Source organism: Quyinboa ferrireducens (genome assembly GCF_042436675.1).
Lineage (GTDB): Bacteria > Bacteroidota > Bacteroidia > Bacteroidales > UBA5342 > JBHJHP01.
Map to the genome: position 1 here is coordinate 170,847 of NZ_JBHMVA010000009.1, position 25,911 is coordinate 196,757.

General features: G+C 38.8%; 29 protein-coding genes. 15 read left to right on the top strand and 14 right to left on the bottom strand.

Going from position 1 to position 25,911, the window contains the following annotated elements; all coding sequences use genetic code 11:
• Positions 1 to 36: 36 nt before the first annotated feature.
• From ACE01N_RS13555 to queC, 10 genes are all read right to left on the bottom strand, one after another.
• Positions 37 to 1,284 carry a S41 family peptidase gene (locus ACE01N_RS13555; protein ID WP_380589914.1) on the bottom strand — a complete coding sequence of 416 codons (1,248 nt, stop codon included), beginning with the start codon at positions 1,282 to 1,284 and terminating at the stop codon, positions 37 to 39.
• A 72-nt stretch (positions 1,285 to 1,356) separates the two neighbouring features.
• Positions 1,357 to 1,923, bottom strand: coding sequence for a magnetosome magnetite crystal formation protein family (locus ACE01N_RS13560; protein ID WP_380589917.1), 567 nt, complete (start codon positions 1,921 to 1,923; stop codon positions 1,357 to 1,359).
• A gap of 304 nt (positions 1,924 to 2,227) precedes the next feature.
• A complete protein-coding gene (locus ACE01N_RS13565) occupies positions 2,228 to 3,034 on the bottom strand; it encodes an SDR family NAD(P)-dependent oxidoreductase (RefSeq protein WP_380589920.1) in 807 nt (268 codons plus the stop codon).
• Positions 3,035 to 3,037: 3 nt separating this feature from the next.
• Positions 3,038 to 3,838 (bottom strand): M48 family metallopeptidase, encoded by an 801-nt coding sequence (locus ACE01N_RS13570; protein WP_380589923.1) that lies wholly within the window; start codon positions 3,836 to 3,838, stop codon positions 3,038 to 3,040.
• A 214-nt stretch (positions 3,839 to 4,052) separates the two neighbouring features.
• Positions 4,053 to 4,943 (bottom strand): 4,5-DOPA-extradiol-dioxygenase, encoded by an 891-nt coding sequence (ygiD, locus tag ACE01N_RS13575; RefSeq protein ID WP_380589926.1) that lies wholly within the window; start codon positions 4,941 to 4,943, stop codon positions 4,053 to 4,055.
• 10 nt (positions 4,944 to 4,953) lie between these two features.
• Positions 4,954 to 5,490, bottom strand: a complete 537-nt coding sequence (locus ACE01N_RS13580; RefSeq protein ID WP_380589929.1) for a YceI family protein — start codon at positions 5,488 to 5,490, stop codon at positions 4,954 to 4,956.
• A gap of 103 nt (positions 5,491 to 5,593) precedes the next feature.
• Complete coding sequence (locus tag ACE01N_RS13585) at positions 5,594 to 6,415, bottom strand: helix-turn-helix domain-containing protein (protein WP_380589932.1); 822 nt, start codon at positions 6,413 to 6,415, stop codon at positions 5,594 to 5,596.
• A gap of 354 nt (positions 6,416 to 6,769) precedes the next feature.
• On the bottom strand, positions 6,770 to 7,642 hold the full coding sequence (locus ACE01N_RS13590; protein ID WP_380589935.1) for an NADPH-dependent 7-cyano-7-deazaguanine reductase QueF: 873 nt from the start codon (positions 7,640 to 7,642) through the stop codon (positions 6,770 to 6,772).
• Positions 7,639 to 8,502 carry a 7-carboxy-7-deazaguanine synthase QueE gene (locus ACE01N_RS13595; protein ID WP_380589938.1) on the bottom strand — a complete coding sequence of 288 codons (864 nt, stop codon included), beginning with the start codon at positions 8,500 to 8,502 and terminating at the stop codon, positions 7,639 to 7,641. Before ACE01N_RS13595 ends, ACE01N_RS13590 begins: the two co-directional genes overlap by 4 nt.
• Positions 8,499 to 9,182, bottom strand: a complete 684-nt coding sequence (gene queC / locus ACE01N_RS13600; RefSeq protein WP_380589941.1) for a 7-cyano-7-deazaguanine synthase QueC — start codon at positions 9,180 to 9,182, stop codon at positions 8,499 to 8,501. Before queC ends, ACE01N_RS13595 begins: the two co-directional genes overlap by 4 nt.
• 308 nt (positions 9,183 to 9,490) lie before the next feature.
• On the opposite strand from queC, the gene ACE01N_RS13605 reads away from it, so the two are divergent.
• The 5 genes from ACE01N_RS13605 (at position 9,491) to ACE01N_RS13625 (ending at position 13,053) form a co-directional block, all read left to right on the top strand.
• Entirely contained in the window at positions 9,491 to 9,937 is a 447-nt protein-coding gene (locus tag ACE01N_RS13605; protein WP_380589944.1) for a hypothetical protein, read from the top strand.
• Positions 9,938 to 10,150: a helix-turn-helix transcriptional regulator gene (locus ACE01N_RS13610; protein WP_375727405.1), complete on the top strand. Its 213-nt coding sequence runs from the start codon at positions 9,938 to 9,940 to the stop codon at positions 10,148 to 10,150.
• A gap of 120 nt (positions 10,151 to 10,270) precedes the next feature.
• A complete protein-coding gene (gene aroB / locus ACE01N_RS13615; RefSeq protein ID WP_380589949.1) occupies positions 10,271 to 11,344 on the top strand; it encodes a 3-dehydroquinate synthase in 1,074 nt (357 codons plus the stop codon).
• 1 nt (position 11,345) lies between these two features.
• The gene (locus tag ACE01N_RS13620; RefSeq protein WP_380589952.1) at positions 11,346 to 12,569 is read left to right on the top strand and encodes a 3-phosphoshikimate 1-carboxyvinyltransferase; all 1,224 of its coding nucleotides are present in this window, start codon (positions 11,346 to 11,348) and stop codon (positions 12,567 to 12,569) included.
• Positions 12,570 to 12,864: 295 nt separating this feature from the next.
• Positions 12,865 to 13,053 carry a C1orf53 family protein gene (locus tag ACE01N_RS13625; RefSeq protein ID WP_375722251.1) on the top strand — a complete coding sequence of 63 codons (189 nt, stop codon included), beginning with the start codon at positions 12,865 to 12,867 and terminating at the stop codon, positions 13,051 to 13,053.
• On the opposite strand, the gene ACE01N_RS13630 is transcribed toward ACE01N_RS13625, so the two are convergent.
• The gene (locus ACE01N_RS13630; protein ID WP_380589956.1) at positions 13,050 to 13,532 is read right to left on the bottom strand and encodes an arsinothricin resistance N-acetyltransferase ArsN1 family B; all 483 of its coding nucleotides are present in this window, start codon (positions 13,530 to 13,532) and stop codon (positions 13,050 to 13,052) included. The two genes, ACE01N_RS13625 and ACE01N_RS13630, sit on opposite strands and share 4 nt — an antisense overlap.
• A gap of 250 nt (positions 13,533 to 13,782) precedes the next feature.
• Here ACE01N_RS13630 and ACE01N_RS13635 point away from each other — a divergent pair, with 250 nt between their 5' ends.
• Both ACE01N_RS13635 and ACE01N_RS13640 read left to right on the top strand, forming a co-directional pair.
• The gene (locus ACE01N_RS13635) at positions 13,783 to 14,820 is read left to right on the top strand and encodes a DUF262 domain-containing protein (protein WP_380589959.1); all 1,038 of its coding nucleotides are present in this window, start codon (positions 13,783 to 13,785) and stop codon (positions 14,818 to 14,820) included.
• Positions 14,820 to 15,500: an MAE_28990/MAE_18760 family HEPN-like nuclease gene (locus ACE01N_RS13640; protein ID WP_380589962.1), complete on the top strand. Its 681-nt coding sequence runs from the start codon at positions 14,820 to 14,822 to the stop codon at positions 15,498 to 15,500. The genes ACE01N_RS13635 and ACE01N_RS13640 overlap by 1 nt, the downstream gene beginning before the upstream one ends.
• A gap of 341 nt (positions 15,501 to 15,841) precedes the next feature.
• On the opposite strand, the gene ACE01N_RS13645 is transcribed toward ACE01N_RS13640, so the two are convergent.
• Positions 15,842 to 17,515: an AMP-binding protein gene (locus ACE01N_RS13645; RefSeq protein ID WP_380589965.1), complete on the bottom strand. Its 1,674-nt coding sequence runs from the start codon at positions 17,513 to 17,515 to the stop codon at positions 15,842 to 15,844.
• 257 nt (positions 17,516 to 17,772) lie between these two features.
• On the opposite strand from ACE01N_RS13645, the gene ACE01N_RS13650 reads away from it, so the two are divergent.
• From ACE01N_RS13650 to ACE01N_RS13685, 8 genes are all read left to right on the top strand, one after another.
• Positions 17,773 to 18,495 (top strand): (Fe-S)-binding protein, encoded by a 723-nt coding sequence (locus ACE01N_RS13650; protein ID WP_380589968.1) that lies wholly within the window; start codon positions 17,773 to 17,775, stop codon positions 18,493 to 18,495.
• 255 nt (positions 18,496 to 18,750) lie between these two features.
• On the top strand, positions 18,751 to 18,975 hold the full coding sequence (locus ACE01N_RS13655; RefSeq protein WP_375727414.1) for a DUF4266 domain-containing protein: 225 nt from the start codon (positions 18,751 to 18,753) through the stop codon (positions 18,973 to 18,975).
• Entirely contained in the window at positions 18,960 to 20,231 is a 1,272-nt protein-coding gene (locus ACE01N_RS13660) for a DUF3570 domain-containing protein (RefSeq protein ID WP_380589972.1), read from the top strand. The genes ACE01N_RS13655 and ACE01N_RS13660 overlap by 16 nt, the downstream gene beginning before the upstream one ends.
• 10 nt (positions 20,232 to 20,241) lie before the next feature.
• Positions 20,242 to 21,018, top strand: coding sequence for a DUF2271 domain-containing protein (locus ACE01N_RS13665; RefSeq protein WP_380589975.1), 777 nt, complete (start codon positions 20,242 to 20,244; stop codon positions 21,016 to 21,018).
• Positions 21,015 to 21,794, top strand: coding sequence for a DUF2271 domain-containing protein (locus ACE01N_RS13670; protein ID WP_380589978.1), 780 nt, complete (start codon positions 21,015 to 21,017; stop codon positions 21,792 to 21,794). Before ACE01N_RS13665 ends, ACE01N_RS13670 begins: the two co-directional genes overlap by 4 nt.
• Positions 21,791 to 22,228 carry a thioredoxin fold domain-containing protein gene (locus ACE01N_RS13675; RefSeq protein ID WP_380589981.1) on the top strand — a complete coding sequence of 146 codons (438 nt, stop codon included), beginning with the start codon at positions 21,791 to 21,793 and terminating at the stop codon, positions 22,226 to 22,228. Before ACE01N_RS13670 ends, ACE01N_RS13675 begins: the two co-directional genes overlap by 4 nt.
• On the top strand, positions 22,225 to 23,214 hold the full coding sequence (locus ACE01N_RS13680) for an FAD:protein FMN transferase (RefSeq protein ID WP_380589984.1): 990 nt from the start codon (positions 22,225 to 22,227) through the stop codon (positions 23,212 to 23,214). The genes ACE01N_RS13675 and ACE01N_RS13680 overlap by 4 nt, the downstream gene beginning before the upstream one ends.
• Before the next feature lie 159 nt (positions 23,215 to 23,373).
• Positions 23,374 to 23,967 (top strand): DUF2271 domain-containing protein, encoded by a 594-nt coding sequence (locus tag ACE01N_RS13685; protein ID WP_380589987.1) that lies wholly within the window; start codon positions 23,374 to 23,376, stop codon positions 23,965 to 23,967.
• Between the two features lie 282 nt (positions 23,968 to 24,249).
• Here the strand turns inward: ACE01N_RS13685 and ACE01N_RS13690 are convergent, their stop codons facing one another.
• Together ACE01N_RS13690 and ACE01N_RS13695 are read right to left on the bottom strand one after the other, a co-directional pair.
• Positions 24,250 to 24,486: a TM2 domain-containing protein gene (locus tag ACE01N_RS13690; protein WP_380589990.1), complete on the bottom strand. Its 237-nt coding sequence runs from the start codon at positions 24,484 to 24,486 to the stop codon at positions 24,250 to 24,252.
• Positions 24,487 to 24,664: 178 nt separating this feature from the next.
• A complete protein-coding gene (locus tag ACE01N_RS13695; protein WP_380589993.1) occupies positions 24,665 to 25,618 on the bottom strand; it encodes an NAD(P)-dependent oxidoreductase in 954 nt (317 codons plus the stop codon).
• Positions 25,619 to 25,911 lie beyond the last annotated feature (293 nt).

Below are 25,911 nucleotides of genomic sequence, written 5' to 3' on the forward strand. Positions count from 1 at the left end.
GCTATCAGTTTTCCAATAATGAATAACTATAATGTTTTACTGATTTACGATCCACTCATAAACCGGATCATGTCCTTCTTTAAAATCTTTAAAGCTGGCTTCGATAATATGATCGGGTGTGATGGTGTTCAGATCCTTGTCTGTTCGTTTAAAGTACTTGGTAGAATACTGAACTGACAGACCTGAAGATGGCAATTGCATTCGCTTTACTTCGCCCAGATGGTTTGGTTTCCCTGAGGTTTCTTCACCTACCAGAATAGCGTTGGTCATATTTCGGAAATCCATGGCATTTATAATCGCGGAGGAAAATGTTTTGCGACCGATAATGACATATAGTTTACCCTTTTTATTGGCTTTTTTTAGCGTTGATAATTCTTTAATCAGTTGGGTTCCCTGATCCGAGTTTCCGCCACCGTTAAAACGGATATCGAAAATGATTTTGTTAAAGTTGTTTGCTTTGATGGTATCAATAATCTGATTCTGAAATTCTGCAAAAGATGGTAAATCCTGAACATTTCCTCTGAATCCGGAAGGTACATGTTCCCGGCTCCAACATTGATTATACTGAATATAATAGACATTATTTTTGCTATCTGCATGATCCCAAAAGAAGGCTCTTCTATTTTGATAGCACAGGGGTATTGGATCAGGGATTACTCCTACAGCGTTAGAGCGGTTAGTGCTCTCAGAACTAATCATGTAATTTAGTGTCTGACCATTTTCATTTTTCAATTGTAAATTAACAGTGTCAGATGTTGCAATTCCAAAATACTCCAGTGCCTGAATCAGAGGGAGCATTTTTGGCATGGTGTTTTTTATTGTTGCCATATTATCTATGGTTGCTAATGTGGAAAGTGAGTCGATAACTATATTTATGGGAATTCCATTTAATGCCAAAAGTTTTCCTCCTAGTATGGCTTCATTCTTCTTTGTGGTGCCCTGAACAATTATGCCCTCACTGAACCACATTAAATTAAGTGGTAAAAAACGATTTGAGTCCCAAAATTGTCTAAGGCTAACGTGTGTATGTAAGTCACCCATTGACGCAACCAGTTGTTTTAATTTTACGGCCATTTCAAAATCCGATAACTGATCCTTTTGTGCAGCAATCAGGTCCAGACCATTGTTAAAGTCCTCTTGACTTTTTACCATAAATAAATTGTAATGCTTCTTAGGTAATTCGGTTTTCAGATAGTTGATATCAGCCTGCCAGTCAATGTTGCTGTTTTGTGCACCGGAAGCAATTGAAATAAAAATATACAGGACAAGAATTGTATTTTTCATAATAGTTGAATTTAATTTTAGAGTATTGCATTGAATATTGTATGCGATTTATTGACGGTGTGTTTCATTGGTTCACATTTTTATAAACTGAAAGATATTAAAATAGTACATTTTTAACTTCCCTTTTCCAATTAATATGCTAATAGTAATTGCATAAACTATATTTATGACATACAGAACACTCATTACATAGAATAGGAGATTACTGTTGCTCCAATGGTTTATTTTTAGGAGGAACCATAATATGAAAGAGGAATAGAATATCAGGTTCCATAAAATTTGAAAATTTAAAAGATTAACACCTTGTTCATTCAAATCAATTATTTTATCACGTTTGGTTAGCCATAACACCATTGGAAGTATGATACTGCCAAGAGGGAAGAAGATACAAGCCAAAACAGATAAATGAAAATACTGTAAAAATTTTAAGTCCTTTTTTTTATTGTAATAAAGAAGGTTCTCAATATTAATTTCCAAAACCGTACATATGTTTTTTAATGTATTTCCCCGTGGTTGATTTATTCCCTTTTCTATACGCTGAAGTGTTCTCAGGTTAATATTTGCATTGTCAGATAGTTCTTCCTGGGATAATCCTTTTTGTTTTCTTATTTCTGAAATTTTTGAGCCAATTGTTTCCACCGAAATTCCTTTTTAAATATGGTTTCAAAATTATAACGGTAATGTTTAAACTGTTACGGTTTAAGCATGACATTTTTATGGCATTTGTGCCTGTATTCTGAAATTCATATTCGTAATAAAGACTAACAGGTTCATAATTATGGTTTTAGTATTTTGTGTACTATCAAAAGTAAGCATCAAATACTATATTTACAAGGTGTTAGACTTATATGTATTCAGTAAAAATAATAGAATCTGTTGGGTTTGGTTCAGGGTATATTGACAGAATATAAAACTGCCTTGTTCTGCAGTAAGTGCAAAAATTTTACTTCAGATCCAGTTTACTCATCTGTTTTACAATCATCTTTACGGCAAATCTCGGAGCCAGTCGGTATAGTATATCTAAGCCAGTGGCATCTTTTCCAACCATTGCCCGGAATTTATTTTTTTCTATGGCACGTATGATTTTTTCTGCAGCCTTATCTGCAGGCAGCGCCATGTTGCTTTGTGTATCCTTTGAAGCTTTTTCTTCGGCTTCTGACTTAATGCCGGAGTTGGACATAATATTTGTATTCACGGCTCCGGGATGAATAACGGTCACGCCAACGTTTGTATGCCGAAGTTCTGCATATAATCCTTCCGTTAAAAGCTTCACCGCAGCTTTGGACGCACCGTAAAATGTTTGTCCGGGGAAAGGAATAAAACCTCCCATGCTGGATATATTGGCAATGTGTGCTTCAGGACGTTTTAGCAGATAGGGTAAAAATGATTTAGTCACATATAATGCACCATAAAAATTAATATTTATAATGCGTTCAATCGTATCATAACCCAGATCATTCACGTCAATAAATGGCTGAATAATTCCGGCATTATTGATTAATCCGTCCACTGCGCCATGCACTTTAATTACCGATTCAGGTAATTTCTCAACTTCATCACGTTTGGCAATATTAATTTCATGCGTTGACAGATTTGAACCTCCCGCCAGCGAAGCTGTTTCCTGCATGCCTTTTACATTGATATCAACCATGGCAACCTTTGCCCCTTTAGACAAAAGCTGCAATGTAATTTCTCTGCCCATGCCGCTTCCGGCACCGGTAACGACTATAACCTTGTTATCTACTTTCATGTTTTAACTCGCTTTTGAAGCATTGTAATATTCCATGGCTTTATCCATCTTGCTTTCCAGGTATTTAATCCGGTTATCAGGACTGGGATGTGTGGATAAAAATTCAGGCGTTGTGGTTGCACTGTTGGCCATCATACGCTGCCAGAAAGTAATGGATTCCCTGGGATCGTATCCTGCCATGGCCATCAGGTACAGCCCCATCTCATCCGCTTCTTTTTCGTGTAAGCGACTGTATGGCAACATCATTCCTACCTGTGAGCCTACACCGAAGGCAAGCATCGCTAAATTCTGAGTAGTTTCCTTCTCTTTTTCAAGGGCTTCAGATAGTGCCATGCCACCCAATTGTAGTGCCAGTTGCTGCGATAGCCTTTCATTGCCGTGTTCTGCAATGGCATGAGCAACTTCATGAGCCATGACCACGGCAACACCGGTTTCATTTTCACATACAGGCATAATACCTTCGTAAAATGCTATTTTCCCACCGGGCATACACCATGCATTTAATTCGTCTGAGACTAACACATTATATTCCCATTTGTAATTATTTATCTCATCCTGCATATTGTTTTCCGTAAAGAATTTTTCTACTGCAGCTGAAATGTTGTGACCAACAGTCTTAACCATATCACCATATTTCTTATTATCCGAAATGGCATTTTCTTGTAATACCTGTTCATAACTGCTTGCACTTAAAGACAACATCTGAGATGAAGGGACCGCTTTAAACTGTTTTCTGCCTGTTAGGGGAACAGTAGCACAGGCGGTTAAAAATAAAACGCTTAAAATAATGCTGATTTGTTTCATAGACTTTTTATTACCGTGTGAGAATTTGTTAAATTATTTATTTTATCGATAACACATTAACAAACAAATTCAGTATTTGTTAAAAGTGCAGGATTTTTATTGGTTTTGAATAAAAGTAATAGGCTTAAGACAGGCTGTATTCAGGTTTTGAAGCAAGCAAAAAAGTCTGCCCCATATAAGAGACAGACTTATTTTACGTATGCATTTTTACTCTTTAGTTCCCAGGTTTAATAAAAACCGATGTCATGCTCAATGAACCAGCCATTGTTTTATCGTTGAACAACGATATTTCGTCCTTTTCTTCTTTTAATCCCAGAACGTATAACAAAGGCAGAAAGTGATCCGGCGTTGGAATAGCCAGTTGCAGGGCTTTCCCCTGCTGTTTATACTGCATTAACGCTTTGTGGTCACCCGATAGAATCCAGTCATTCATTTTGGTTTTGGCTTCTACGGCCCAGTCAAAACCGTACCCAATGGTGTTCATGTTTTCCCAGTCCACCATCCGCAGATTATGCACCAGGTTTCCACTCCCAATTATCAGTACCCCTTTACGGCGTAATGCGGCAAGTTCCCTCCCCAGGTTGTAGTGAAATTCCGGATCTTTCGTATAATCTATACTCATTTCTATTACCGGTATATCAGCGTTGGGGTAGAGGTGTTTGATCACACTCCAAGCTCCATGGTCAAGTCCCCATTTCTGTGTCAGATCCGCTTCGGTTGAACCGATTAGCTGCGACGTTTCTTTTGCCAGTTGAGGACTGCCCGGTGCCGGATACTGCACGTCGTACAGTGCTTTAGGGAATCCTCCAAAATCGTGAATTGTTGGCGGCTGATCCATAGCAGTAAGGAATGTTCCACGTGTTTCCCAGTGTGCAGAAACACACAATATAGCCTTTGGCTTTTCGAATTTCGTACTGATATCATGAAAATTCCGCGTGAACTCATTATCCTCAATGGCATTCATCGGACTACCATGACCCAGAAACAGCAGGGGCATAAGCTCCGTGCTGTCCATGGATGTCAGTTTATTCAGTGCATTCAGTTTCATAGCTGCTCCTGTTAATGGAAGTAGGGACAGAATTTTGAGAAACTGTTTCCGTTCCATACTTCAGTTGTTATGCTTCTTGTTTTACAAATTGTACTTCAGCTGATATTTTTACATCATCACTCACCAGTACACCGCCGGTTTCAAGGGCCGCATTCCAGTTAAGTCCCCAATCTTTCCGGTTGATTTTTCCCTCAATAGAGAAGCCTGCTTTGTAGTTTCCCCACGGATCTTTATTGATACCACCGAATTCAACGTCAAAGGTCACTTCTTTGCTCACGCCTTTAATGGTTAGCAAGCCTGCCAGTTTGTATTCATCATCATCTACCTTTTTAAGGGAAATACCCTCAAACGTAAGAGCTGCATAATTTTCCGCATCAAAAAAGTCTGCACTCTTCAGATGATTGTCGCGGTCCTCACTATTTGTAAAAACCGATGCTGCTTCAATTGAAGCACTGATCTTTGCTTTCTCAAAATCCTCTCCTTCTATAAGTGCGCTAAACGATTTAAACTCGCCCCTTACGTTGGAGATCATCATGTGTTTAACTTTAAACGTAATTTCGCTGTGTGAAGGATCCAATGTCCAGATTGTTTTTTTTGTTTCCATTTCCGTTATTTTTATTATTTATACTTTGTTCTTTTTTGTTGATACAAAGTACGGGCATCCTGTTACGCAGGAGGTATCATTTTTCGGAAAAGGAATTATAAAATCAGGAAATGAGTTGCTGCATTTCTTTGCGAAATTCACCGGGAGTTTGTCCTGATCTGCGTTTAAATACACTGGTAAAATAGGCATTTTCAGAATACCCCAGTTCAAATCCAATCTCAGAAATGGTTTTATCAGTGGTCATCAGAAGGTTCTTTGCTTCAATCAACTTGCGCGTTTCTATGATTTCAGACACACTTTTCTGCATAATATTCTGGCAGATGATGTTCAGGTTACGGCTGCTCATAAAGAGCTTTTCAGCGTAAAATTCAACACCTTCTGGACGACGAAAATTTTCTTCGAGTGTTACCAGAAATGTTTTAAAAGTAGAGCTTTGTGTTTTAATCAGTTCAGAATCGTCCGGTACTAATTTTTTACGTTCGGATTCAACCATGGTAAAAAGTGCACTTAACAGGTGGCGGACAATCGAATAATCCGGTTGATCAGCTTCCGTTTCTTCCAGCATCATGCGACAAATGGTTTCCATTCGGTTAAAACAACGATCGGCCGGGAGCGGGATGTTTGCATTGTTGTGATAATAGGTGTATAACTGGAAAGTGGTTTCTGGTATAAACTCACTTTTAAACCGGATAGCCCAGATATCACATTTCCCGTCTTTTAAATAGGGTACAACGCGGTGTATTTTACCCTTGGTTACAAAACTTACAAATGGGGCATCCATTTTTGTGGATTCAAAATCGATGAAATGTTCCAGACTGCCTTCTACACCAATCAGGAGTTCTTCGTGATCATGTGTGTGTGGTTTATTCTCAGATGTTTGAATGCGCTCCACATCTTCAGGGAAAACTCTGTTTATTTTGAACATTTCCTGCATATGTAACAAATTATATTTTCTATCAGAACAAAGTTAGCAGTTTAAAGTTGTGGAGGTGTTCATGTAATAATTTTAAATGGGTTTTATTTTCCAGCCCTTGAGGCGATTAAAGGAATAATTCCTTATTGTTACCGCTCTGCTCCGCGGCGGAATCGTTCATTACAGAGTTATATCGCACCTTTTGGTGCTCAAACAGTAACAGAGGTAGGTTAGCGCCAACGGCGCATAGTTAATTAAACATTGGATGCAGTCCTAGGCGAAGGAGAAGGAGAGGTGAAAATCATCGCCAACGGCACGTGGTATTTCAGCATCATGCGTAGCTTGATGCGATATAACGAAAGATATTTATTGTCTGAATCCTCTTTCTGTCAGTTTGTTAGGTTGAACCAGGTTTAGCAGTCTGAAGTGTTGGTTTTTTGCACGAACCGGATTTATATCCAGACCACCACGTCGGGTATAAAGGCAGCACACCATCAAATCGGTTGGAGAAAATATGTCATCCAGACGTTTGTAGATCATCTCGCAAATCTCCTCGTGAAAATGATTTTCGTTACGCAACGAAACAATGTATTTCAGCAGGGTAGTTTTATCCGGCATTGTTGGGCCTTCCATTGAGATGTAAACGGAACCCCAGTCAGGCTGATGCGTTACTTTGCAGTTACTGCGCAGCAGATGGGTGGAAATTTTCAGTGAAGTGATTCCCGGGTGTGGCCTCAGAATTTCAGGATTTTCTGAATATTCTTCAATGGTCAGATCAATCCCAACCATGTCTTCAAGCAAAGGATAACCTACAAAATCAAAAGGCTGAACAGAAGCATTCTGATCAAAAAAAGTGACCTGAACGGTTGTTTTCAGAAGTCGCTCCAGGTCACGTTTAATTGTGACGCAGATGTTTTGTACCGCCGTTTCTCTTTCGGCAACGGTCCGGGTCATATTAAACGAGTTCAGATAAAGTTTCAGCGATTTACTTTCTACTATAAATTTACTGGAACAGGCATATACAATTTTAAGCATGCCTGCAATCGGAAGTCCTTTCCCCAGTAAAAAACTGAATTCATAGGCGTGCCATACATCAACCCCGCAGAATGGTAGTTTCTCATCCTTTATATTGTACAACTCACGGTTCTCAGACCGTGGAACAGCAACCAGTACATCCGGAGTGTAGTGCTGAGGATACTGACTTTCTTTACCTAAATGTTGTTCTTCCGGTTTCATCATACGCCTGCTATTCCGTCAAAATAAGTTACCTGAAGCCGTGGGGTGTAACGGAATCCGTTTTTTATGGCAGTTTCCATGGCCATTAAGCGCGTTTGGGCCAGTTCTTCCGGGGTTGATCCAAGGGGCATCAGTACGATGTCTTCACTTTTCCAGCCGGTTAACTGGTCCAGGTACTGATCTTTTATTTCATTCGTTTCGTTCTCTGAGCTAATTACAAATTTAAGCTGAAAATCTTTTTCCAGCGAATTTTTACACAAATCAATGTAGTCTTGAAGCACCCTGATATTGATTTGTATCTTTTTATAGTTGTCAGGATCAGCAGGCAGCACAATGCCTGCTTTTTTTACTTTTTCAAGGGTCGGCAATGCATTTTTTAATTTGGGAGAAATGCTGAAAAAATCTATCAGGTCAGCCAGCTTTTCATTAAAAATAGTTCCATTGGTTTCAATAGCTATTTTTATATCTGGTTTTTCTGAACGCAAATGTTTGATAAGATCCATCAGCCCGTTAGCCTGAATTAAGGGTTCGCCTCCCGAAATTACCAGCAAAGGAATGTTTCCCAGGTTATAGATTATTTTGCGGGCGACATCTTCAGTATTCACCAGGGTTTCAAAATCTGTGCTGAAAGAAGCGTGAGGTGTGTCACAGATACTTATATCGCCATTGGGAAGGTTCCACATACATCTTAAATTACAACCTGATAGGCGTAAAAACAGGGCTGGCAAACCGGCCATTTTCCCTTCCCCCTGAATGGTTCCTGGAATGGTAAAACCAGTTGCCGTCTTTTTCTTTATGGGATTCCCGGCAGCATCTTTTGTGGCAGGAAAAATACCTTCCGGTGCTAAAAATAACTGGCTCATGCTTTTCCCTCCTCATTTAATGCTGTGTCTATAACGCCGGCTTCAGCAAAAGCTCTTGCACGCAACAAACAACTGTCGCAGGTTCCGCAGGGCGTTTCTCCACCACGATAACACGACCAGGTGTGACTGAAATCCACGTTGAGTTCTGCACCCAGTTTTATTTCCTCTGTCTTTGATTTAAATAAAAACGGTGCATGGATACTAATAAGTTTGTGCTCTTCAACAGCCATCACCGTACCCTGATTGATGGCATTCTCCATAGCTTTGATAAAGCTCTCGCGGCAATCCACATAGCCGGAATAATCCACCTGACTTACACCGATAAAAATATGCTGTGCCTGAACTGATTCAGCGTAAGATGCAGCAACCGAAAGAAACACCATGTTACGTGCGGGGACGTAGGTTTGTGGAATATCAGTACGGTTCGCATCACCATCTTCTACCTGTACATCGGGATTGGTTAGTGAACTGCTGCTCCCAAGGTTTAGGTTCAGACTGACAATTTTGTGTTCGGCCACACCAACTTTTTCTGATGAAGCTTTGGCACATTCAAGTTCCCGGTTATGTTTCTGTCCGTAATCGAACGACAGGGCATAAACCTGGTATCCCTCACTTTTGGCAAGGTAGAGCGCTATGGTTGAATCTAATCCACCCGATAGCAATACAACAGCCTTTTTCATGACTGCACCGGATATTTAATAAAATCTGTTGAACTTTTGTCTGATACGACAAGCGAAGGCTCTTTGGCCTTTTGTAATTGTTTATTTTTCATTTCCCTAGTTTTTTTTAGAGACAGGATGGTTTCGAACTGTCTGTGTTTAACGGCGCAAATTAAAGGAATATTCAGGGGCTTTGCAAATGATATTCAGGGTTCTTTACATAATAAAACAAAAAATAAATGTAAAAAATACTTTACATAAAGTAAAAAATATATATCTTTGTGTCAAATATTTTAGTTCTATTGTTAAATATTATAAACTTACAGGATATGACTTATCAGGAAAAAGAAAACGTTGTAAACATCTTTAGTGGTTTGTTAATCACTTTGGTTTACAGTTGGATCGTATACCAGAAACATGTTTCGGGAGTAATTGACCTTACCGCGGATTACAGAAAATGGGGTGTTGTATTTTTGATTTTTATTGGTGTTTCAGTAGTAGCCAGAATCATCATATACATTATATTTCACATTATTAATGCTATTGCTACACGCGAAGACAAAATACCGGTTGAAGACGAACGGGTAAAACTGATTAAATTAAAAGGCATGCGTAATTCATATTATGTGTTTTCAGGTGGTTTTGTACTTGGTATTCTTGGACTTTCAATCGGTTTGCCGGTTTACAGTATTTTTATTGTTTTTATCATCAGTGGCCTGCTTTCCGAAGTTGTTGATAACGGAACGCAGATTTATTTTCACAGAAAGGGGCTATAAATGAAAAAGATAATAAAAAGTAACATAAGACGCTTGAGGTTCGATGCCGATGAAATGACACAACAGGAGCTGGCAGATAAAGTCAGTGCATCAAGGCAAACCATTGTTGCCATTGAAAAGGGCAAATACTCTCCTTCACTGGAACTGGCATTTAAAATATCGGATGTCTTTCATAAACAAATCAACGAAGTGTTTATGTATGAGGAAGAGTAGCTTTTAGCCAGACCCTGGCTTTTCGTGTTTACTCAACCGATGACTCCGAGTCATCGGTTGAGTAAGATGTTGCAATAACCCGAATTTGACCTTATCTTTGTGACCGCAAAAAATTCAGTTATGATCATAGAATCTGTAAACAGTAAGGTTAGGATCTGCGACAACGTGGCGGTTGATATTGAACCGTTTTTGGAAGGGTATAAATCCTCAGAAATCTTTATTCTGACTGACGATAATACGCTGGAAAAGTGTGCTGATATTCTGAAAGAGAATATTATACTGGCCGGTGCACATTTTATCACCATTAAATCGGGCGATGACCACAAAAAAGTAGATGCTTTAGTGGATGTATGGAAATATATGACCCATAACGGCGCTGACCGTCACTCCTTGTTTATCAGTCTGGGTGGCGGAATGGTAACCGACCTTGGAGGTTTTGCAGCGTCAACGTTTAAACGGGGTGTACACTTTTTTAATGTGCCGACTACGCTTCTGGCTATTGTGGATGCAGCTGTTGGAGGGAAGACTGGTATTAACTTTGAAGGCCTGAAAAATGAGATCGGTGTCATTAACCATGCGGAAGCCGTACTCGTAGATACCCGCTTTCTGAAAACACTGGATCAGGAAAACTTTATTTCAGGGTACGCAGAGATGATCAAACATGCCTTGCTGAGCTCACAGGCAGACTGGGATGAGATTTGTGCTTATGACACAACAGATCCTGATTACGAACTTCTGAAACCAATTGTCGGGAAATCCATCGCCATTAAAGAGCGTGTTGTAGCGGAGGATCCGTATGAAAAAGGTATTCGTAAGGCACTGAACCTGGGGCATACCATCGGGCATGCACTGGAAAGTATGGCCATGGAACAGGGACGTCCTGTACTACACGGCTATGCAGTTGCCTGGGGACTGATAAGTGAACTGTATTTATCGCATAAAAAACTGAACTTCCCGGAAAAAACTCTGGATCAACTGGTAGACCTGGTTGTCAGGAATTATGGCTCATTTCAATTTGTTTCAGAAGATTATGACCGATTATATGAACTGATGCTTCACGATAAAAAGAACAAGGGTGGAATGATTAACTTTACCTTTATGAAAAACATCGGTGAGGTGCAGATCAACATGAACTGTACACGCAAAGAAATTGACGATTCACTGGATTATTTACGCAAGGTAACAGGAGTTTAGCATGCAATATTCGATAACTGCACCGAAGACCATTGATGCCCGAATTGTATTGCCGGCATCCAAAAGCATCAGCAACCGGGCACTGATTATATCAGGCTTAAGTTACAGTGGTATTCCGGTTCAGAACCTGAGTGAAAGTGATGATACACAGGTGTTGTTGAAAGCACTGAATTCAAACAGCAACGTGTTTGATGTTGGGCCTGCAGGAACAGCCATGCGTTTTATTACGGCATTTTTGTCGAAAATAATGGGAGAGTGGGTGGTTACCGGTAGTGAACGCATGAAAAACCGTCCCATAAAAATTCTGGTGGATGCGCTGAACGAATTGGGCGCCCGCATCGAATATATGGAAAAGGAAGGTTATCCACCGCTAAAAATTTATGGCAGTGCCCTTTACAGCAAGACACTGGAACTGGAAGGTAATATAAGCAGTCAGTATATTTCGGCATTGCTGATGATTGGCCCGACGGTTCAGGGTGGACTGACACTGAAACTGAAAAATAAGATTATCTCCAAACCTTATATCCGCATGACTTTGCGTATGATGGAATATTTTGGTGTAAAAGCCGAATGGGAAGGAGATACCATCACCATTGCACAACAGAATTACAAACCACGGGAGTTTTTTGTGGAACCGGACTGGAGCGCAGCATCGTACTGGTACCAGATGGTTTCGCTTGTTCCGGGAGCCAAAGTGGAAATTCCTGATCTTATAAAAGAAAGCTATCAGGGCGACAGTCGCTGTGGTGAATTGTTTGAACAGTTGGGCGTAAAAACAACTTATTCTGATGAAGGAGCAGTTCTGGAAAATTCGGGTTCAACCGTTGAAAAGCTGGACGTGGATTTTGTGGATCAACCGGATCTGGCTCAAACATTTGTGGTGACCTGTGCTTTGAAGGGTATTCCATTTTATTTTAAAGGACTGCACAGTTTGAAGATTAAGGAAACGAACCGTGTGGCTGCGCTGATAAAGGAACTTGGTAAGATGGGATTTGTGATCACAGAACCGGAAGAAGGCTGCATGGCCTGGGACGGATCTACCAGTGAGAAAAAGGAAAATATAGCAATTGATACCTATGAGGATCACCGGATGGCCATGGCTTTTGCTCCGGCTGCCGTAATGCTTCCGGGAATAATAATTAATGAGCCTGGCGTGGTTTCTAAGTCATACCCGGGATACTGGAAAGATCTTGGATTGGCAGGATTTAATGTCATAGAACAATAGTCAGATCACATGGGAAATAAGAGGGCAAACTTATATTTTAACCGTAATTGAGTTTCTAAATGAAATTTAGCGTAAATCTGCGGTTTAATCTGCGGTATTCTGCGAGAAATAATTTTAAAAAAATAACGGATTACTTGTTCTCGCTGATGTACGCTGAAATATTTCGCAGATATGCGCAGAGTAAAAATTTTCTAATGTCACATTTTACATTGATCAGCTAATCAGGGATTCATGTTCGTTAGGAATGAACCTTTGATAAGAGTTAATGTTTTAAGAACAGAGAATTTAGAAAAAAATGTACGACGATATAGAATTTACACCAACACCTTTGAAAGAGGGAGAAGATTATTACATGGATAAGCGCGGTTTCAGGATATTTACTGAGAAGTACCACAGAGACAGGGGCTATTGTTGCGGGAACGGATGCAGGCATTGTGCTTATTTTCCAAAGCACATTAAGGGGAACCGGACGCTAAGGGACTAAAGTATTAACTCCCAGTAGCCCACATCAACCCAGTTATTAAATTTGTATCCCACATCACTGAATTTTCCAAGGTATTTAAATCCGCATTTTTCATGAAGCCTTATGCTTGCCGCATTGGGCAGTGAAATGCCACCGATAACGGCATGGATGTTTTGCTGTTTCAAAAGGTCTATAAGGTGAGAATATAAGGCAAATCCATATCCCTTTCCTTCTGTTCCGGGCTCTAAATAAACCGTTGTTTCCACTGAAAACCGATAAGATGCTCTTGTTTTCCAATCTGTGGTATACGCATATCCTTTAATCGCACCATCCAGTTCCAGAACAATATAAGGAAAGCGCATGGAAATTTCTTTAATGCGGTTTTCCATTTCGACTGTGGTTACAGGTTCTTCCTCAAAGGTCACTACCGTGTGGTTCACAAAATGGTTATAGATAGTACATATAGCTTCAGCATCGGATGTTCTGACGGATCGGATCATAGCAAATTGGTTTTAACAAAGGTAGGAAATTGTAAGCAGAGTGAGATTGGGGCTTGGGGTTGTTCTCCCATTTTCTGATGAATTAGTGGGAAACATTATTATCTCTAGACTAACAAAATATAATTATTTTGATAAACCATAAATACAAATAATTCAGACATAACTTGATATATCAATTATTAGTTATAAATTTATTGGTCAGAAATCTGATATTAAACTAATTAAACTATCTATCTAAATAAAATCCACAATGGTAAGAGATATTTATAAAGAAGCAGAAGAACAAATTATTGAAAAGCAAAAAATTGTTGATTATGATATAAAGGAATTTACCATTGAGTTAATCACTCAAAAATACTTAGTAGGAGCAGAAAATGACGAAAATGATATTTTTATCCCAGCATATCAAAGAAATTTTGTGTGGGATGAAGAAAGACAAGCAAAATTCATTGAATCTATATTACTTGGAATTCCAATACCATATATATTTACGGCGGACGTTGAAGATGGAAGATTAGAAATAGTAGATGGTTCTCAAAGGCTAAGGACGATTGTTAATTTCATTGAAAACAATTTGATATTAACAAAGTTAGAGATTTTGGATAAACTTAATGGCTTCAAATACGCTAACCTAAGTATTGCAAGACAAAGAAAATTTAAGAATTCTACAATTCGGATGATTGCTTTATCTGATAAAAGTGATGAAGATGTAAGGTTTATGATGTTTGAGAGAATAAATACAGGTAGCGATTTATTAAAAGATATGGAGAAAAGAAAAGGAATATTTGGGGGTAAATTCATTGAATTTATTTATAAAGAATGTTCCGTGCATCCTTTATTTATAAAGCATACATCATTTACTGATAAAGTTAAAAGAAGAGGGGAACCACAAGAATTAATATTACGTTTTTTTGCTTTCTCTGATGAGTATAGGGAATTCAAAACAGGCATGAATGCTTTCTTAAACCAATATACAGAGAAAAGAAATAAAAAGTTTGATAGGAATAAAATGTTCGAAGAATTTGATCTAATGCTGAAGTTTGTGGATACTTATATTCCAAATGCATTTAAAAAAACACCTGATTCTCAAAAAACTCCTAGAGTGAGATTTGAAGCAATAGCTGTTGGCATTAATTTAGCTTTAAGAGAAAGACCTAACTTAAAACCCAAAAATCTCAATTTCTTAGAGTCGCCAAAGTTCATTAAGCTTGTAACAGGAGGAAGTCATAATACTCCATCGAATGTAAAAGATAAGATCAACTTTGTAAAGGATAATCTACTATTGTAATGATTACGGTTATTAGTGATTTCAATAAAAGAGTAGATGAGATTGATGAGTATTACGATTTATTGAATAACTTCATCAATGATAGTGCTGTTTTGTTTTATCCTACTAAAAGGACTCATAAAACAAAAACAATTAGTGAAGATTTAATAAAAGTTATGAAAGCTAATTGCTTTCTACTTTTATATAATTTAATGGAATCATCTATAAAATCATCGATTAGGGAAATATACGATTCAATAACTGTAGCAAATATAAAATATGATGATGTAATTAACGAAATAAAAAAAATTTGGATCCAAGAGAATTATAAAAATTTCAATAATAAAGGTACAGAATTTATATTTGACAGCTTTACAAATATTACAAATGATATAATTGACATACAATTTAATAGTGATAAGACTATATCTGGAAATATAGACGCTCAAAAGATAAGAAGCTTTTCAGATAAGGTGGGATTTTCAATGAATGTTCATTATATGGCTAAAAATGGAGTCAAACTGCACCAAGTAAAAACACAACGAAACGGGTTAGCACATGGTAGTTATTCTTTTTCTGAATGTGGTCGACAATATACATTTGATCAGTTGAATACAATTAAGAATGAGGTTGTTATATTTTTGAGAGGCATTCTCAATAATATCAAGAAATATATTGATAACGAAAAATATAAAATATGAACAAATCCTCGTAAGTTGATACCATATTTGACGTTCGTTCTCATATATTATTGGATGTTGATTATTAACAATACACAAATTAACCCATTCAGGGTCAATATTAGTTTAAAGGAAATTTCAAATGATTTGAATTGTGCGTTGGCCGCTGTAAAGAGTGCAGATTAGCGGGTTGGAAGACTTTCAGATTAATACTTTCGTGTCAGTTATTGCGGTTCTTTACAGCAAGCATTTTTTCGATAGTTTTTGATGCGTCAAAAAGTATCAACTGGGTGAATTCCGATTGAAATGAGGAAGAGGGTGTTAAACCCCTGAAAATAATTGTAATTCCTTAGTGTGTCCTATCAGGTATACAAATACCGTTTTATCTTTTTGGTAGCTGTCTTTTTAAACGGATCAGACTGAATGATAAGATTCTGGATTTTTGAGAATTTATTGACCCTGGCGTTAATATATTCCTTCAGTTCCCTGGCCAGTTCTTCTATTTTTTCATCAACATGTTTTGAGAAATCACCGATAATTGTGTCATCAAGTCTTTGCGAAAGATTGTGTTTTACTTCCTGCAGCTTCAGTTCCACTTCTTCACGATTAAAATGCACCATGGCCACCAGTTTTCCCTTCTTCTGAACCACGATGGATTCCAGCACATGTTTAAAGTTATTGATGACGGACTCAATTTCTTCCGGGTAAATATTTTCGCCGTTGGCTCCAACCAGCACATTTTTCAAACGCCCTTTATGGTTCAGCCAGCCTTGTCTGTCAAATACACCCAAATCACCGGTTTTAAACCAGCCATCCGTAGTCAGTACTTTCTCAGTTTCCTCCTGATTTTTATAGTAACCCAACATCACATTCGGCCCTTTGGCCCAGATTTCACCTTCACCTGTTCTGGAATCAGGTTCATTAATTTTGATTTCGCAGTTTTCAACCACTGGTCCGATAGCCTGAAATTTTGTATTGGTCGGATTAGATCCTGCAAGGAGAGGAGATGTTTCCGTCAGTCCATAACCAATGGCATACGGGAAACGGGCTTCTCTAAGAAAGCGCTCAACAGTTCCATCGAGTTTGGCTCCGCCTATTCCAAAGAATTTCAGCTGGCCACCAAAGGTTTGCATCAATTTTTTCCCTGCTACCCTGTGCAGTAGTTTTCTTGTGGGTGGAAATTTGTACAATACTCTTGTGACGGTTTTTCCCTCCAGTTCAGGAAGCACTTTATTTCGAAAGATCTTTTCAATAATCAACGGAACCGTTAGCATCAGCGTCGGCCTGACTTTTTTCATGGCCGGAACCAGGATCGCCGGTGTTGGTGGTTTACGCAGGTAGGTAACACTGGCACCCGCAAGGAGTGGGAGTAAAAATCCTATCGTATTCTCATACGTATGCGATAAGGGCAGAACCGATAAAAACCGGTCATTTTCATTAATCTCCTGTACTCCCGATGACTGAATAACGTTGCTAATCACATTTTTCTGCGACAGCATTACACCTTTGGAATTACCGGTAGTGCCGGATGTGTAAATTAAAATCGCAAGATCGTTTTCGTTTGTTGTGTATTGATTTAATGGCTTTGCATTTTCATCAAAAGAAACTTCACTTTCCTGTGTCAGGGTGAAATCTTCAATATGAATAAGGTGTTTGATGTAAGCAGATGCTTTTTCCTTAAGCTTTGGCATCAGACTTTTAGATACAAATGCAGTCCGGGCTTCCGAATGTTCTATTACGTTTGCCACTTCTTCCTCTGTAAAGTCGGGAAGAACAGGCACTGCAATAATCCCCATGCTTAACATCGCCAGATAGGTAATGCCCCAGTTAGGCATGTTCTGACTTAAAATAATCACCTTATCACCAGGTTTTAAGCCAAGCTGTTCAGAAAAAGCCATAACAGCACTGATCTTACGCGCCATCTGCGCATAAGTTAAACCATCTTCATCAATATAGCTTAGCGCTATATTGTCTTTGAACCGCTCTGTTAAGTCCGGAATGATTTCCGCGAATGTGAAAAATTTGTTTGCAAGCATTAATGTTCACCTTAGTGTGGTACAAATATATATTAAAAAATCTGTATGTGTTGTAGTTTTGATACTTTATAACAGTAAATAACACAAGTTCATAGTCCTGTAAACAAACATATTGTAAGAGTCTTAAAACGAAATGTTTTGCCTTATTCACAGGGTGAATATAAACACATCGCGCATAATCACAAGGGTGAATAAGTTCATAAGCCAATGGCCGGGATAAACGAATTTCATTACATTTGCGATTAAATATTAGGATTATGGAAGTTGATTTGTTTGTGCCCTGTTTTATAGATCAGTTATATCCTGATACGGCGTTTAATACCATTAAAGTTCTGGAAAAAGCAGGGTGTACAGTCAACTATAATCCGGAACAAACATGTTGTGGCCAGCCTTTTTATAATAGCGGTCATTGGGACAAAAGCCGCGATCTGGCACTGAAGTTTATGCGTGATTTTCCCGGATCAAACCCTATTATTTCTCCAAGTGGATCGTGTACCGGTTACGTGAAAAATCATTACAAACGCTTGTTTAAGGATGATCCGGAACAACTTAATAATTGTGATAACCTCAGTCCACGTGTGTTTGAACTCACTGATTTTCTGGTCAATCATTTAAAATTTACGGATTTTAATGCGGAATTTAATCACAAGGTTACCTTTCACGATTCGTGTCATGCCTTGAGGGATTATGGCATAAAAGATGAACCTCGCTTGCTCCTGAGTAAAGTAAACGGGCTTGAGTTGATTGAGATGGCAGATACGGATGTGTGCTGCGGCTTTGGCGGAACGTTCTCTGTAAAATTTGAACCGGTCTCATCAGCAATGGCCGAAATGAAGGTGAACAATGCACTGGATACCGGAGCAGAATACATTATTGCCACCGAGGCCTCCTGCATGATGAATATTCAGGGCTACATTAAAAAGCATAACCTGCCCATACAAACCATTCATATTGCTGATATTCTGGCAGGCAGATTATAATTTTGCATGGCGGGTCTCTTTTGTAAATGACCTGTATCAGAATTGCCCTTTTAGGAAATAAACGGCAACTCAACGTGGCTTTTGAACCGTAATTTAATATTTAATTCTACCGGATTTCTATTCGTTAAATTCATCCATTAATTGTTAATAAAACTGATATAAGTCAGGAAAGAACAATCCCAGACCAACAATTTCCTTTAATTTGTGTTGATTGATTTATACTACTTATTCTATAGTATAACGAGTTATGTCGAGATGAAAAAAAGCATTATAAAGTTTGTACTCCTGATTGTGACAGGCCTGCTACTGTTTGTTTCCTGTCAATCTGTTAAAAGTTATCAGAAAGTCTACCTCAACGACGAGGAGATGGAGCTTTCAGCCAGGCCGCTTCAATATTACGAAAGTAGTTTTCAAACCTATCGCGAAGGGAGTTCGGGTGCCGAAGGCGGTAAAACGGGAGGAGGATGCGGATGCAACTAAGGCGCTTAACTTTAGGTTTTTTCCTGCTTTTCTCCATGAGGAATGTCACGATTGCCCAGACGGGGTCCGGCAACAGGAAATATGATATAGGAGACGTTGAAGTAGACTTCATTTCCAGTTATTATCAGCAGGATGGAGATCATGGGGCTGTTTTAGGAGGTATTGGCAGTCAGGCACTGCATGACCAGGTTTTTGCGGTCGAATTAAAAATTCCTGTTGATTCACAGTATATCTATAATGCAAAATTAAGTTTCGACTCATATACATCAGCTTCATCTGCGGCTATCGATCCGGGAATTCCGGTTCCTTATGCTTTACGCGGTGATCCATATCCTTTAACCGGAGCTTCTTATAAGGATCAGCGGAAATATGGAAATTTTGGTTTTACCAATATGTTTAAAGATAATCAGTCGTATAATGTGGGGCTGGGTTTCAGCAGTGAGTTCGATGTAACATCATTTTCTGCAAATGGAGGTTATTCCATTGAATCGGCAGATAAAAATACCAGTCTTCAATTCAATCTTGTAGGTATGAGGGATAACTGGAAATTGATTTATCCGGTGGAGCTACGTTATCTGCAGGGTCGACCGGATACGCTTTTGCAAACTCATATACGAAATACGTTTAGTGGATCAGTTGTGCTTTCGCGTGTCCTGACACCTCGCTTTCAGGCTGCTTTAATTTATGAATATACCTACCAGAAGGGTATTTTGTCCACCCCATTTCATCGTGTGGTTTTTAATGATGGCAGAAGTGTAGGTGACTTTTTTAAAACCGTCAGCATCGAAAAGTTACCGGATTTCAGAAATAAACATGCATTTGGTTTACGCACATCGGCATATCCATTTAATTCACTGATTATAAGAAACTTTTTCAGATACTATTTCGACTCGTTCGGAATTGAGTCCTACACGGCAGAGATAGAGCTCCCGGTCAAATTCACCCGCTTCTTTTCGGTTTATCCTTTTTACAGATATTACCGCCAAACAGCTTCAACATATTTCAAGCCGTTCAATGAACATGTGCTTGGTGAAAAGTTCTACACATCCGACTATGATCTCTCCGGATTTACCAGTCAAAAAATTGGAGCAGGAATGCGGTTATCTCCACCATTTGGAATCTCCCGTTCAAACAGTACCAATTTTCTGAATCATCATACAGCATTCAAAAGCATCAATTTCAGAGGTGGGATATATCAAAGATCTGATGGACTGCACTCATTTTTTGGAAGCATAGATCTTACATTTACGTTATAAAAAGCATATTATGAAAAAGATATTCGGAGCCCTGGTTTTTTTAATGATTCTGCCAGATGTGGTGAATGCTCAGAATACTGCAAGAGTGGATTTTACAGTTGATGTTTCCAATATTCAGGGGCCATACACTCCTAAACATGTTATGGCGATTTGGATCGTGGATGCGACTGGTAATTATGTGAACAGTCTGGCTGTTTATGGAAATGAACGTCTTGGAAACCTTTGGGCCTGGTGGGCTGCATCAAAAGGATTAAAGGCTGACGCAATTACCGGGGCGACGCAGCTACAGTTCCAGACATACAGCGTTACCTGGAACTTAAAAGATTATAACGAAAATACGGTGCCTGATGGAACCTATGTGATGTGGGTGGAAGCAACAAGTGACGATTGGGAAGGTCCGAATTACAGTTTTGAATTTACGGTTGGAGGATCAGCGTATACCTTAAAGCCTGAAGGTAATACACATTTTACCAATCTTGAACTGGGCTATGTTACAAATGATAATACACCTGTCAGCAAGGTGTTTAGTCAAGCGGAAATTGAAGTGTATCCGAATCCGGTTCAGAGCGAAATCGTACTGAAAAGTCATTTGTCCATGCCAGCCTTAGCGCATATTGATCTGGTTGATCTCAGTGGTAAAACAGTGGATGGTTTATTTTCAGGTATGATTTTTGCTGGTGATCAAACGTTAACCTTTAGCAGGGACCCAATGATAAAGACAGGCAACTACTTTATTACCCTGAAAACGGACAGATTTATTTGGACAAAGAAAATAGTATTGGAATGAGAAGATTTTTTTACATCATATTAAGTGTAGTATTGTTTCTTCCTGCAATGGCACAGACTCAGGGCGATTCACAGATTTCATTTTCTGTGAATGTATCCAATATTCCGGGCAACTTTGCACCACGGCACGTAATTGCAATTTGGGTAGAAGATTCAAACGGTAACTATGTTAACAGTCTTGCTGTTTACGGAAACAGACGTCTGGGATATCTTTCTACATGGTATGGGGCCTCGAAAGGAATAAAGGGTGATGCGGTTACAGGTGCAACTGTAAGCAGTTTCAGAACTTATAATGTTACCTGGAATCTGAATGACTATAGTGGAAACCGTGTTCCCGATGGCACCTATGTTCTCATGATTGAAGCTACGAGTCAGAATAGCGCCGGACCTAAAAAAAGTATTCAGTTTACAGTAGGAGGCAGCAGTTATACAGAGAATCCAAACGGTGACACCTATTATAAAAATATGACACTGGAATACACAGGTAATGATGCAACCCCAATTCATGGATTGGATAGCAAGGCGGAAATAAGTTTTTATCCAAATCCTGTAAAAGAAAGTCTGAACATGAACGTTGAGTTTTCAAAACCTCTTTTTACAACCGTTGAGCTGATCGATCTGACAGGACGTTCATCTGACAGATTATATTCAGGTGTTATTCTTTCAGGGAAGCAAACGTTAAAATTCGACAGAGACCCCACATTAAATAAAGGCGCATATTTTTTACAGGTTAAAACAAATGAATTCGTCTGGACACAAAAAATAGTACTGGAATGAAAAGAATAGCTCTGATAATGATAGTGTTGGCGGTGATGGTGTCGTTACATGCCGAAGAGAAAAAGTGGTCGCAGGATTATACAAAGGTAAATTTTAATGAACCCTCTACGGAATTATATCTGATATATTTTTCTGGCTCAGACTGGTGCAAGCCTTGCATTAAAATGAAAGCCGAACTACTTGATTCGAATGAATTCATGCAATATGCCAAAGATTTTAAATTATATCAGGCAGATTTCCCGTATCGTACTAAGCAGGAAAAACCACTGAAAAAGTTTAATGAAACGCTGGCTGATAAATATGATAAGGATGGTCAGTTCCCTTACCTGGTAGTAGTTAACGGACAGGGAGAGAAAGTTTTTGCTACAGGTTACAAGGATATTCCGGTAACCTCCTTCATAAAATTACTGGACGACGGGATTCATAAAAAATGAAATTCTTTCTGATCTGCATTGCAGCTGTTCTTTCCGTATTTACACTATCTGGTCAGAACAAATTGACGGAGCGTAAACAGGATCTGACCCTTATGGGAACAGCCTTTGAGATATGTGCGCTGCATCAAGATCCTGAAGTTGCAGATGAAGCCATTCGGCGTGCCATTATCGAAATTTCACGCATAGAAGAGTTAATATCTTCTTACAGATCCAATTCACAAACTTCGCTGGTCAATAATATGTCGGGAATAAAACCGGTTAAGGTTGATCCTGAATTGTATGATCTGGTGGAACGTTCCCTTAAATTATCGCGGCTCACCGATGGTGCCTTTGATATTTCATACGCAGTTACCGATAAGCTATGGGATTTTAAGTCAGGTTACGGTAAAGTTCCGGATCATGCCAGGGCCGACTCTTTGAAAAGTCTTATTGACTATCACAATATCATACTTAATCCGAAGGATAGGACAATTTTCCTGAAGAAGAAGGGAATGCGGATTGGTTTTGGAGCTATCGGAAAGGGATATGCGGCAAACCGTGCAAAAGGCATAATGACTGCACTGGGAGTTGAAAACGGCTATGTGGATGCCAGTGGCGATATTTTATTCTGGGGTTCAAATAATGGTGAGCCGTGGAAAGTAGGACTTGCCTCTCCCGATAATCGTACCAAAGCCCTTGGTTGGCTCGAAGTGAGTGACATGGCTGTGGTCACTTCGGGAGACTACGTGTATCACATTCAGACTGATACAGCTAATCTCTCGCATATTATTGATCCAAAATCGGGATGGCCGGTTGAAAAAATGAGAAGTGTAACCATCATTTGTCCCGATGCGGAACTGGCAGACGGACTAGCAACATCAGTTTCGGTATTAGGGCCTGAGACCGGCTTAATGCTGATCAACAAATTGAGAGGCGTGGAGTGTATCCTTATTACCGGTGATAACCGAATGCTCACATCGGAGCATGCGTCCATAATTAAAGAATAGTTCATATTCCAAACAAATAAATATGTAAAAGATTTTTACAATTTTTTTAATTGATCTCTATTACTACCCATGTACAATTAATCTCACAGCACGTTGATTGAATAATTTTAAAACGACTTGTGTAAGGTAATTCGGATAATTAATTAAACAGTTAAGAATATGAACAGAAGGAACATTTTATGGGGAGTGTTTATACTTCTCTTTGTTGTTTTAGGTTTTACCGCCTGTCAAAAATCAACTTCAAATCCGTCAGGATCAACAAATGTGACGATAAGCGGAGATCATCTTAATTTCACATTTTCCACTGCCAATCTTTCTGGACGTTATGCGCCAAGGTATGTTATGGCGGTATGGGTAGAAGATTCAAGTGGAGAATTTGTAACATCTTTGGCCGTTTATGCACAGGCAAGAAAACAATATCTTGTAAAATGGTATGGTTCATCCAAGGGGATCACGACAGATGCTGTAACCGGTGCTACCATTTTAGGTACGCAGACGTTTGATGTGGCCTGGAATCTGAAAGATTATATGGGAAACCGTGTACCGGAGGGTACATACAAAATTTACCTTGAAGAAACCAGTAATGATGCTCCCGGACCGGGCACATCCGTAAGTGTAAATGTTGGAAAAAGCAGTTATTCAGAAAATCCCGCAGGTAGCACTCATTTCAAAAATCTGTCGGTTGATTTTGTCGTTGCAGATACCGCAGGAATCAGCAGTTCGGCTTATGATTTAAAGCAGACTATTTATTAATTCAAGTTTTTTGTAAAGGCTCGCTACTTTAGGGTAAAAATAAAAGAGGCTGTCCAACAAGACAAAAAAATAGTTTGAACTTATAAATTGTAAGCAATCCTTGTTCTACCCCTCCAAACCTCTATGTCAGCTGACGGAAGGCTTTAATTCCCCTTTCCGCGTGTCGCCGAAGCTATAGCGGAGGAACAAGGGGATTTAGGGGTAATTTTATAAAAACTACTTACAATCCGTAAGTAAAGTTTATTTTGATATCAAGTTTTGGACAGTTCCTTTTTATACGATTTAATTTTTAATGGATCTGCCATTATTATCTTTAAAATTTCCAAGTATAATCATGATAAGATCAATTAATACCCAGATTCCCAATCCTCCGCCGGTAATCAGCATTAAAATACCTGTGCCTATTTTACCTGCATAAAACCGATGTACACCTAAATATCCCAGAAACAGGCAAAGTAGTAACGTAGCAACAAAACTTTTATCACTTATTTGTTCCACATAAGTTGTTTGATTTTCCATTCTAAAAATTTTAAAATTACTATTAGGTTAATTGTTATACAAGTATGAGTAAATCTTCATTCAATTGAAATTTGCCTTCCTGAACGTAGTTTTAAAGTGGGCTGAAAAGGAGGTTAAATGTAGCAAATGTTAATATTCTATGCAAATAGCAAATTATGTAATCCGGGGAAATATAAGCTTAATTCACTATATCGATCTTTCCTTTTCCCGAAATGAAATTCAGTATGTTTTTTGATACACTTTTACCCAATTCAATACGTGTATCAATGGTTCCGGTCCCTACATGAGGAACCATAATAACGTTATTCAGTTTCAATAATCCGGGATGGATCTCCGGCTCGTTTTCAAATACATCAAGGGCTGCACCCGCTATGCGTTTGGTTTGTAACGCTTCAGTCAGCGCCGCTTCATCAATTAGCGGTCCTCTGGCCGTATTTATGATATACACAGAGGATTTCATTTTCTCAAATGCATGCTTATCCAGAATGTGATGCGTTGCTTTGGTATACGGTGCATTCAAGGAAATATAATCTGAAGTGGATAACAAAGTATTTAAATCCACATATTCAGCATCGTAAAGCTTTTCAGTGCTCTGATCCAGTTTGTGGCGGTTGTGATAAATGATCTTCATCCGGTTGGCCAATGCTCTTCTTGCCAGGGATTGCCCGATATTTCCCATGCCGATAATCCCCAGAGTTTTACCTTCAAGAGAAGTGCTAAGGTTTTCCATAATGCCCCATTTCAGCCCATCCTTAACCCTGATTTTTTGGTTCAGTTCTGTCACTCTTCTTGAAATAGCCAGCATCAGTGCCATGGCCAGCTCTGCTGTTGGTTCAATCACGGGATCAGGCGTGTTGGTGACGGTTATGCCTTTTTTTGTAGCACATTCCACATCAATGGTATTGTATCCTACACCGTAATTTGCTATAAGTTTCAGATCTGGTGCAGCTTCGATGTGTTCTTTCGTAAACGGTTCAGTAAATACTGATACAACTACATCTATATCATGCAGCTTTTTCAGTAGCTGATCTGATGAGAATTTGGTTTCTTCAGGAAATACAACTTCATGTCCCGCATCTGTTAATGCCTTAAACCCTTCACGCGGCAAATTATATACAACAAGTATTTTCATAATATTATAGTATCACGTATCAGGAATCAAGACACAAGATTTTCGCTAATAAAATGAGTGATTTAAGATTTGAGAAGTCTCATATTCTGATTCTTATGTTCAATTCGTAATTTAAAATGTCTTATGTTCTGGTTCCTAAATTAAAATAAATCCTCCGTTGATCCCGATATAATATCGGAATCAACACCTCCTTTTTAAACCTTAGATTTGTGGATATATTCTTAAATGATCTGGAAAGGCTTAAATTTGAGATAATAACATAAATTCAAAAAGAAAGGAAAACCAGTAAGTAA

What these genes read in the sequence shown, in the direction of transcription:
- ACE01N_RS13555 (WP_380589914.1), bottom strand. Translation starts at nt 1,284, where the DNA reads ATGAAAAATACAATTCTTGTCCTGTATATTTTTATTTCAATTGCTTCC.
- ACE01N_RS13565 (WP_380589920.1), bottom strand. Translation starts at nt 3,034, where the DNA reads ATGAAAGTAGATAACAAGGTTATAGTCGTTACCGGTGCCGGAAGCGGC.
- ACE01N_RS13570 (WP_380589923.1), bottom strand. Translation starts at nt 3,838, where the DNA reads ATGAAACAAATCAGCATTATTTTAAGCGTTTTATTTTTAACCGCCTGT.
- ygiD (WP_380589926.1), bottom strand. Translation starts at nt 4,943, where the DNA reads ATGGAACGGAAACAGTTTCTCAAAATTCTGTCCCTACTTCCATTAACA.
- ACE01N_RS13580 (WP_380589929.1), bottom strand. Translation starts at nt 5,490, where the DNA reads ATGGAAACAAAAAAAACAATCTGGACATTGGATCCTTCACACAGCGAA.
- ACE01N_RS13585 (WP_380589932.1), bottom strand. Translation starts at nt 6,415, where the DNA reads ATGTTCAAAATAAACAGAGTTTTCCCTGAAGATGTGGAGCGCATTCAA.
- ACE01N_RS13590 (WP_380589935.1), bottom strand. Translation starts at nt 7,642, where the DNA reads ATGATGAAACCGGAAGAACAACATTTAGGTAAAGAAAGTCAGTATCCT.
- ACE01N_RS13595 (WP_380589938.1), bottom strand. Translation starts at nt 8,502, where the DNA reads ATGAGCCAGTTATTTTTAGCACCGGAAGGTATTTTTCCTGCCACAAAA.
- queC (WP_380589941.1), bottom strand. Translation starts at nt 9,182, where the DNA reads ATGAAAAAGGCTGTTGTATTGCTATCGGGTGGATTAGATTCAACCATA.
- ACE01N_RS13605 (WP_380589944.1), top strand. Translation starts at nt 9,491, where the DNA reads ATGACTTATCAGGAAAAAGAAAACGTTGTAAACATCTTTAGTGGTTTG.
- ACE01N_RS13610 (WP_375727405.1), top strand. Translation starts at nt 9,938, where the DNA reads ATGAAAAAGATAATAAAAAGTAACATAAGACGCTTGAGGTTCGATGCC.
- aroB (WP_380589949.1), top strand. Translation starts at nt 10,271, where the DNA reads ATGATCATAGAATCTGTAAACAGTAAGGTTAGGATCTGCGACAACGTG.
- ACE01N_RS13620 (WP_380589952.1), top strand. Translation starts at nt 11,346, where the DNA reads ATGCAATATTCGATAACTGCACCGAAGACCATTGATGCCCGAATTGTA.
- ACE01N_RS13625 (WP_375722251.1), top strand. Translation starts at nt 12,865, where the DNA reads ATGTACGACGATATAGAATTTACACCAACACCTTTGAAAGAGGGAGAA.
- ACE01N_RS13630 (WP_380589956.1), bottom strand. Translation starts at nt 13,532, where the DNA reads ATGATCCGATCCGTCAGAACATCCGATGCTGAAGCTATATGTACTATC.
- ACE01N_RS13635 (WP_380589959.1), top strand. Translation starts at nt 13,783, where the DNA reads ATGGTAAGAGATATTTATAAAGAAGCAGAAGAACAAATTATTGAAAAG.
- ACE01N_RS13640 (WP_380589962.1), top strand. Translation starts at nt 14,820, where the DNA reads ATGATTACGGTTATTAGTGATTTCAATAAAAGAGTAGATGAGATTGAT.
- ACE01N_RS13645 (WP_380589965.1), bottom strand. Translation starts at nt 17,515, where the DNA reads ATGCTTGCAAACAAATTTTTCACATTCGCGGAAATCATTCCGGACTTA.
- ACE01N_RS13650 (WP_380589968.1), top strand. Translation starts at nt 17,773, where the DNA reads ATGGAAGTTGATTTGTTTGTGCCCTGTTTTATAGATCAGTTATATCCT.
- ACE01N_RS13655 (WP_375727414.1), top strand. Translation starts at nt 18,751, where the DNA reads ATGAAAAAAAGCATTATAAAGTTTGTACTCCTGATTGTGACAGGCCTG.
- ACE01N_RS13660 (WP_380589972.1), top strand. Translation starts at nt 18,960, where the DNA reads ATGCGGATGCAACTAAGGCGCTTAACTTTAGGTTTTTTCCTGCTTTTC.
- ACE01N_RS13665 (WP_380589975.1), top strand. Translation starts at nt 20,242, where the DNA reads ATGAAAAAGATATTCGGAGCCCTGGTTTTTTTAATGATTCTGCCAGAT.
- ACE01N_RS13670 (WP_380589978.1), top strand. Translation starts at nt 21,015, where the DNA reads ATGAGAAGATTTTTTTACATCATATTAAGTGTAGTATTGTTTCTTCCT.
- ACE01N_RS13675 (WP_380589981.1), top strand. Translation starts at nt 21,791, where the DNA reads ATGAAAAGAATAGCTCTGATAATGATAGTGTTGGCGGTGATGGTGTCG.
- ACE01N_RS13680 (WP_380589984.1), top strand. Translation starts at nt 22,225, where the DNA reads ATGAAATTCTTTCTGATCTGCATTGCAGCTGTTCTTTCCGTATTTACA.
- ACE01N_RS13685 (WP_380589987.1), top strand. Translation starts at nt 23,374, where the DNA reads ATGAACAGAAGGAACATTTTATGGGGAGTGTTTATACTTCTCTTTGTT.
- ACE01N_RS13690 (WP_380589990.1), bottom strand. Translation starts at nt 24,486, where the DNA reads ATGGAAAATCAAACAACTTATGTGGAACAAATAAGTGATAAAAGTTTT.
- ACE01N_RS13695 (WP_380589993.1), bottom strand. Translation starts at nt 25,618, where the DNA reads ATGAAAATACTTGTTGTATATAATTTGCCGCGTGAAGGGTTTAAGGCA.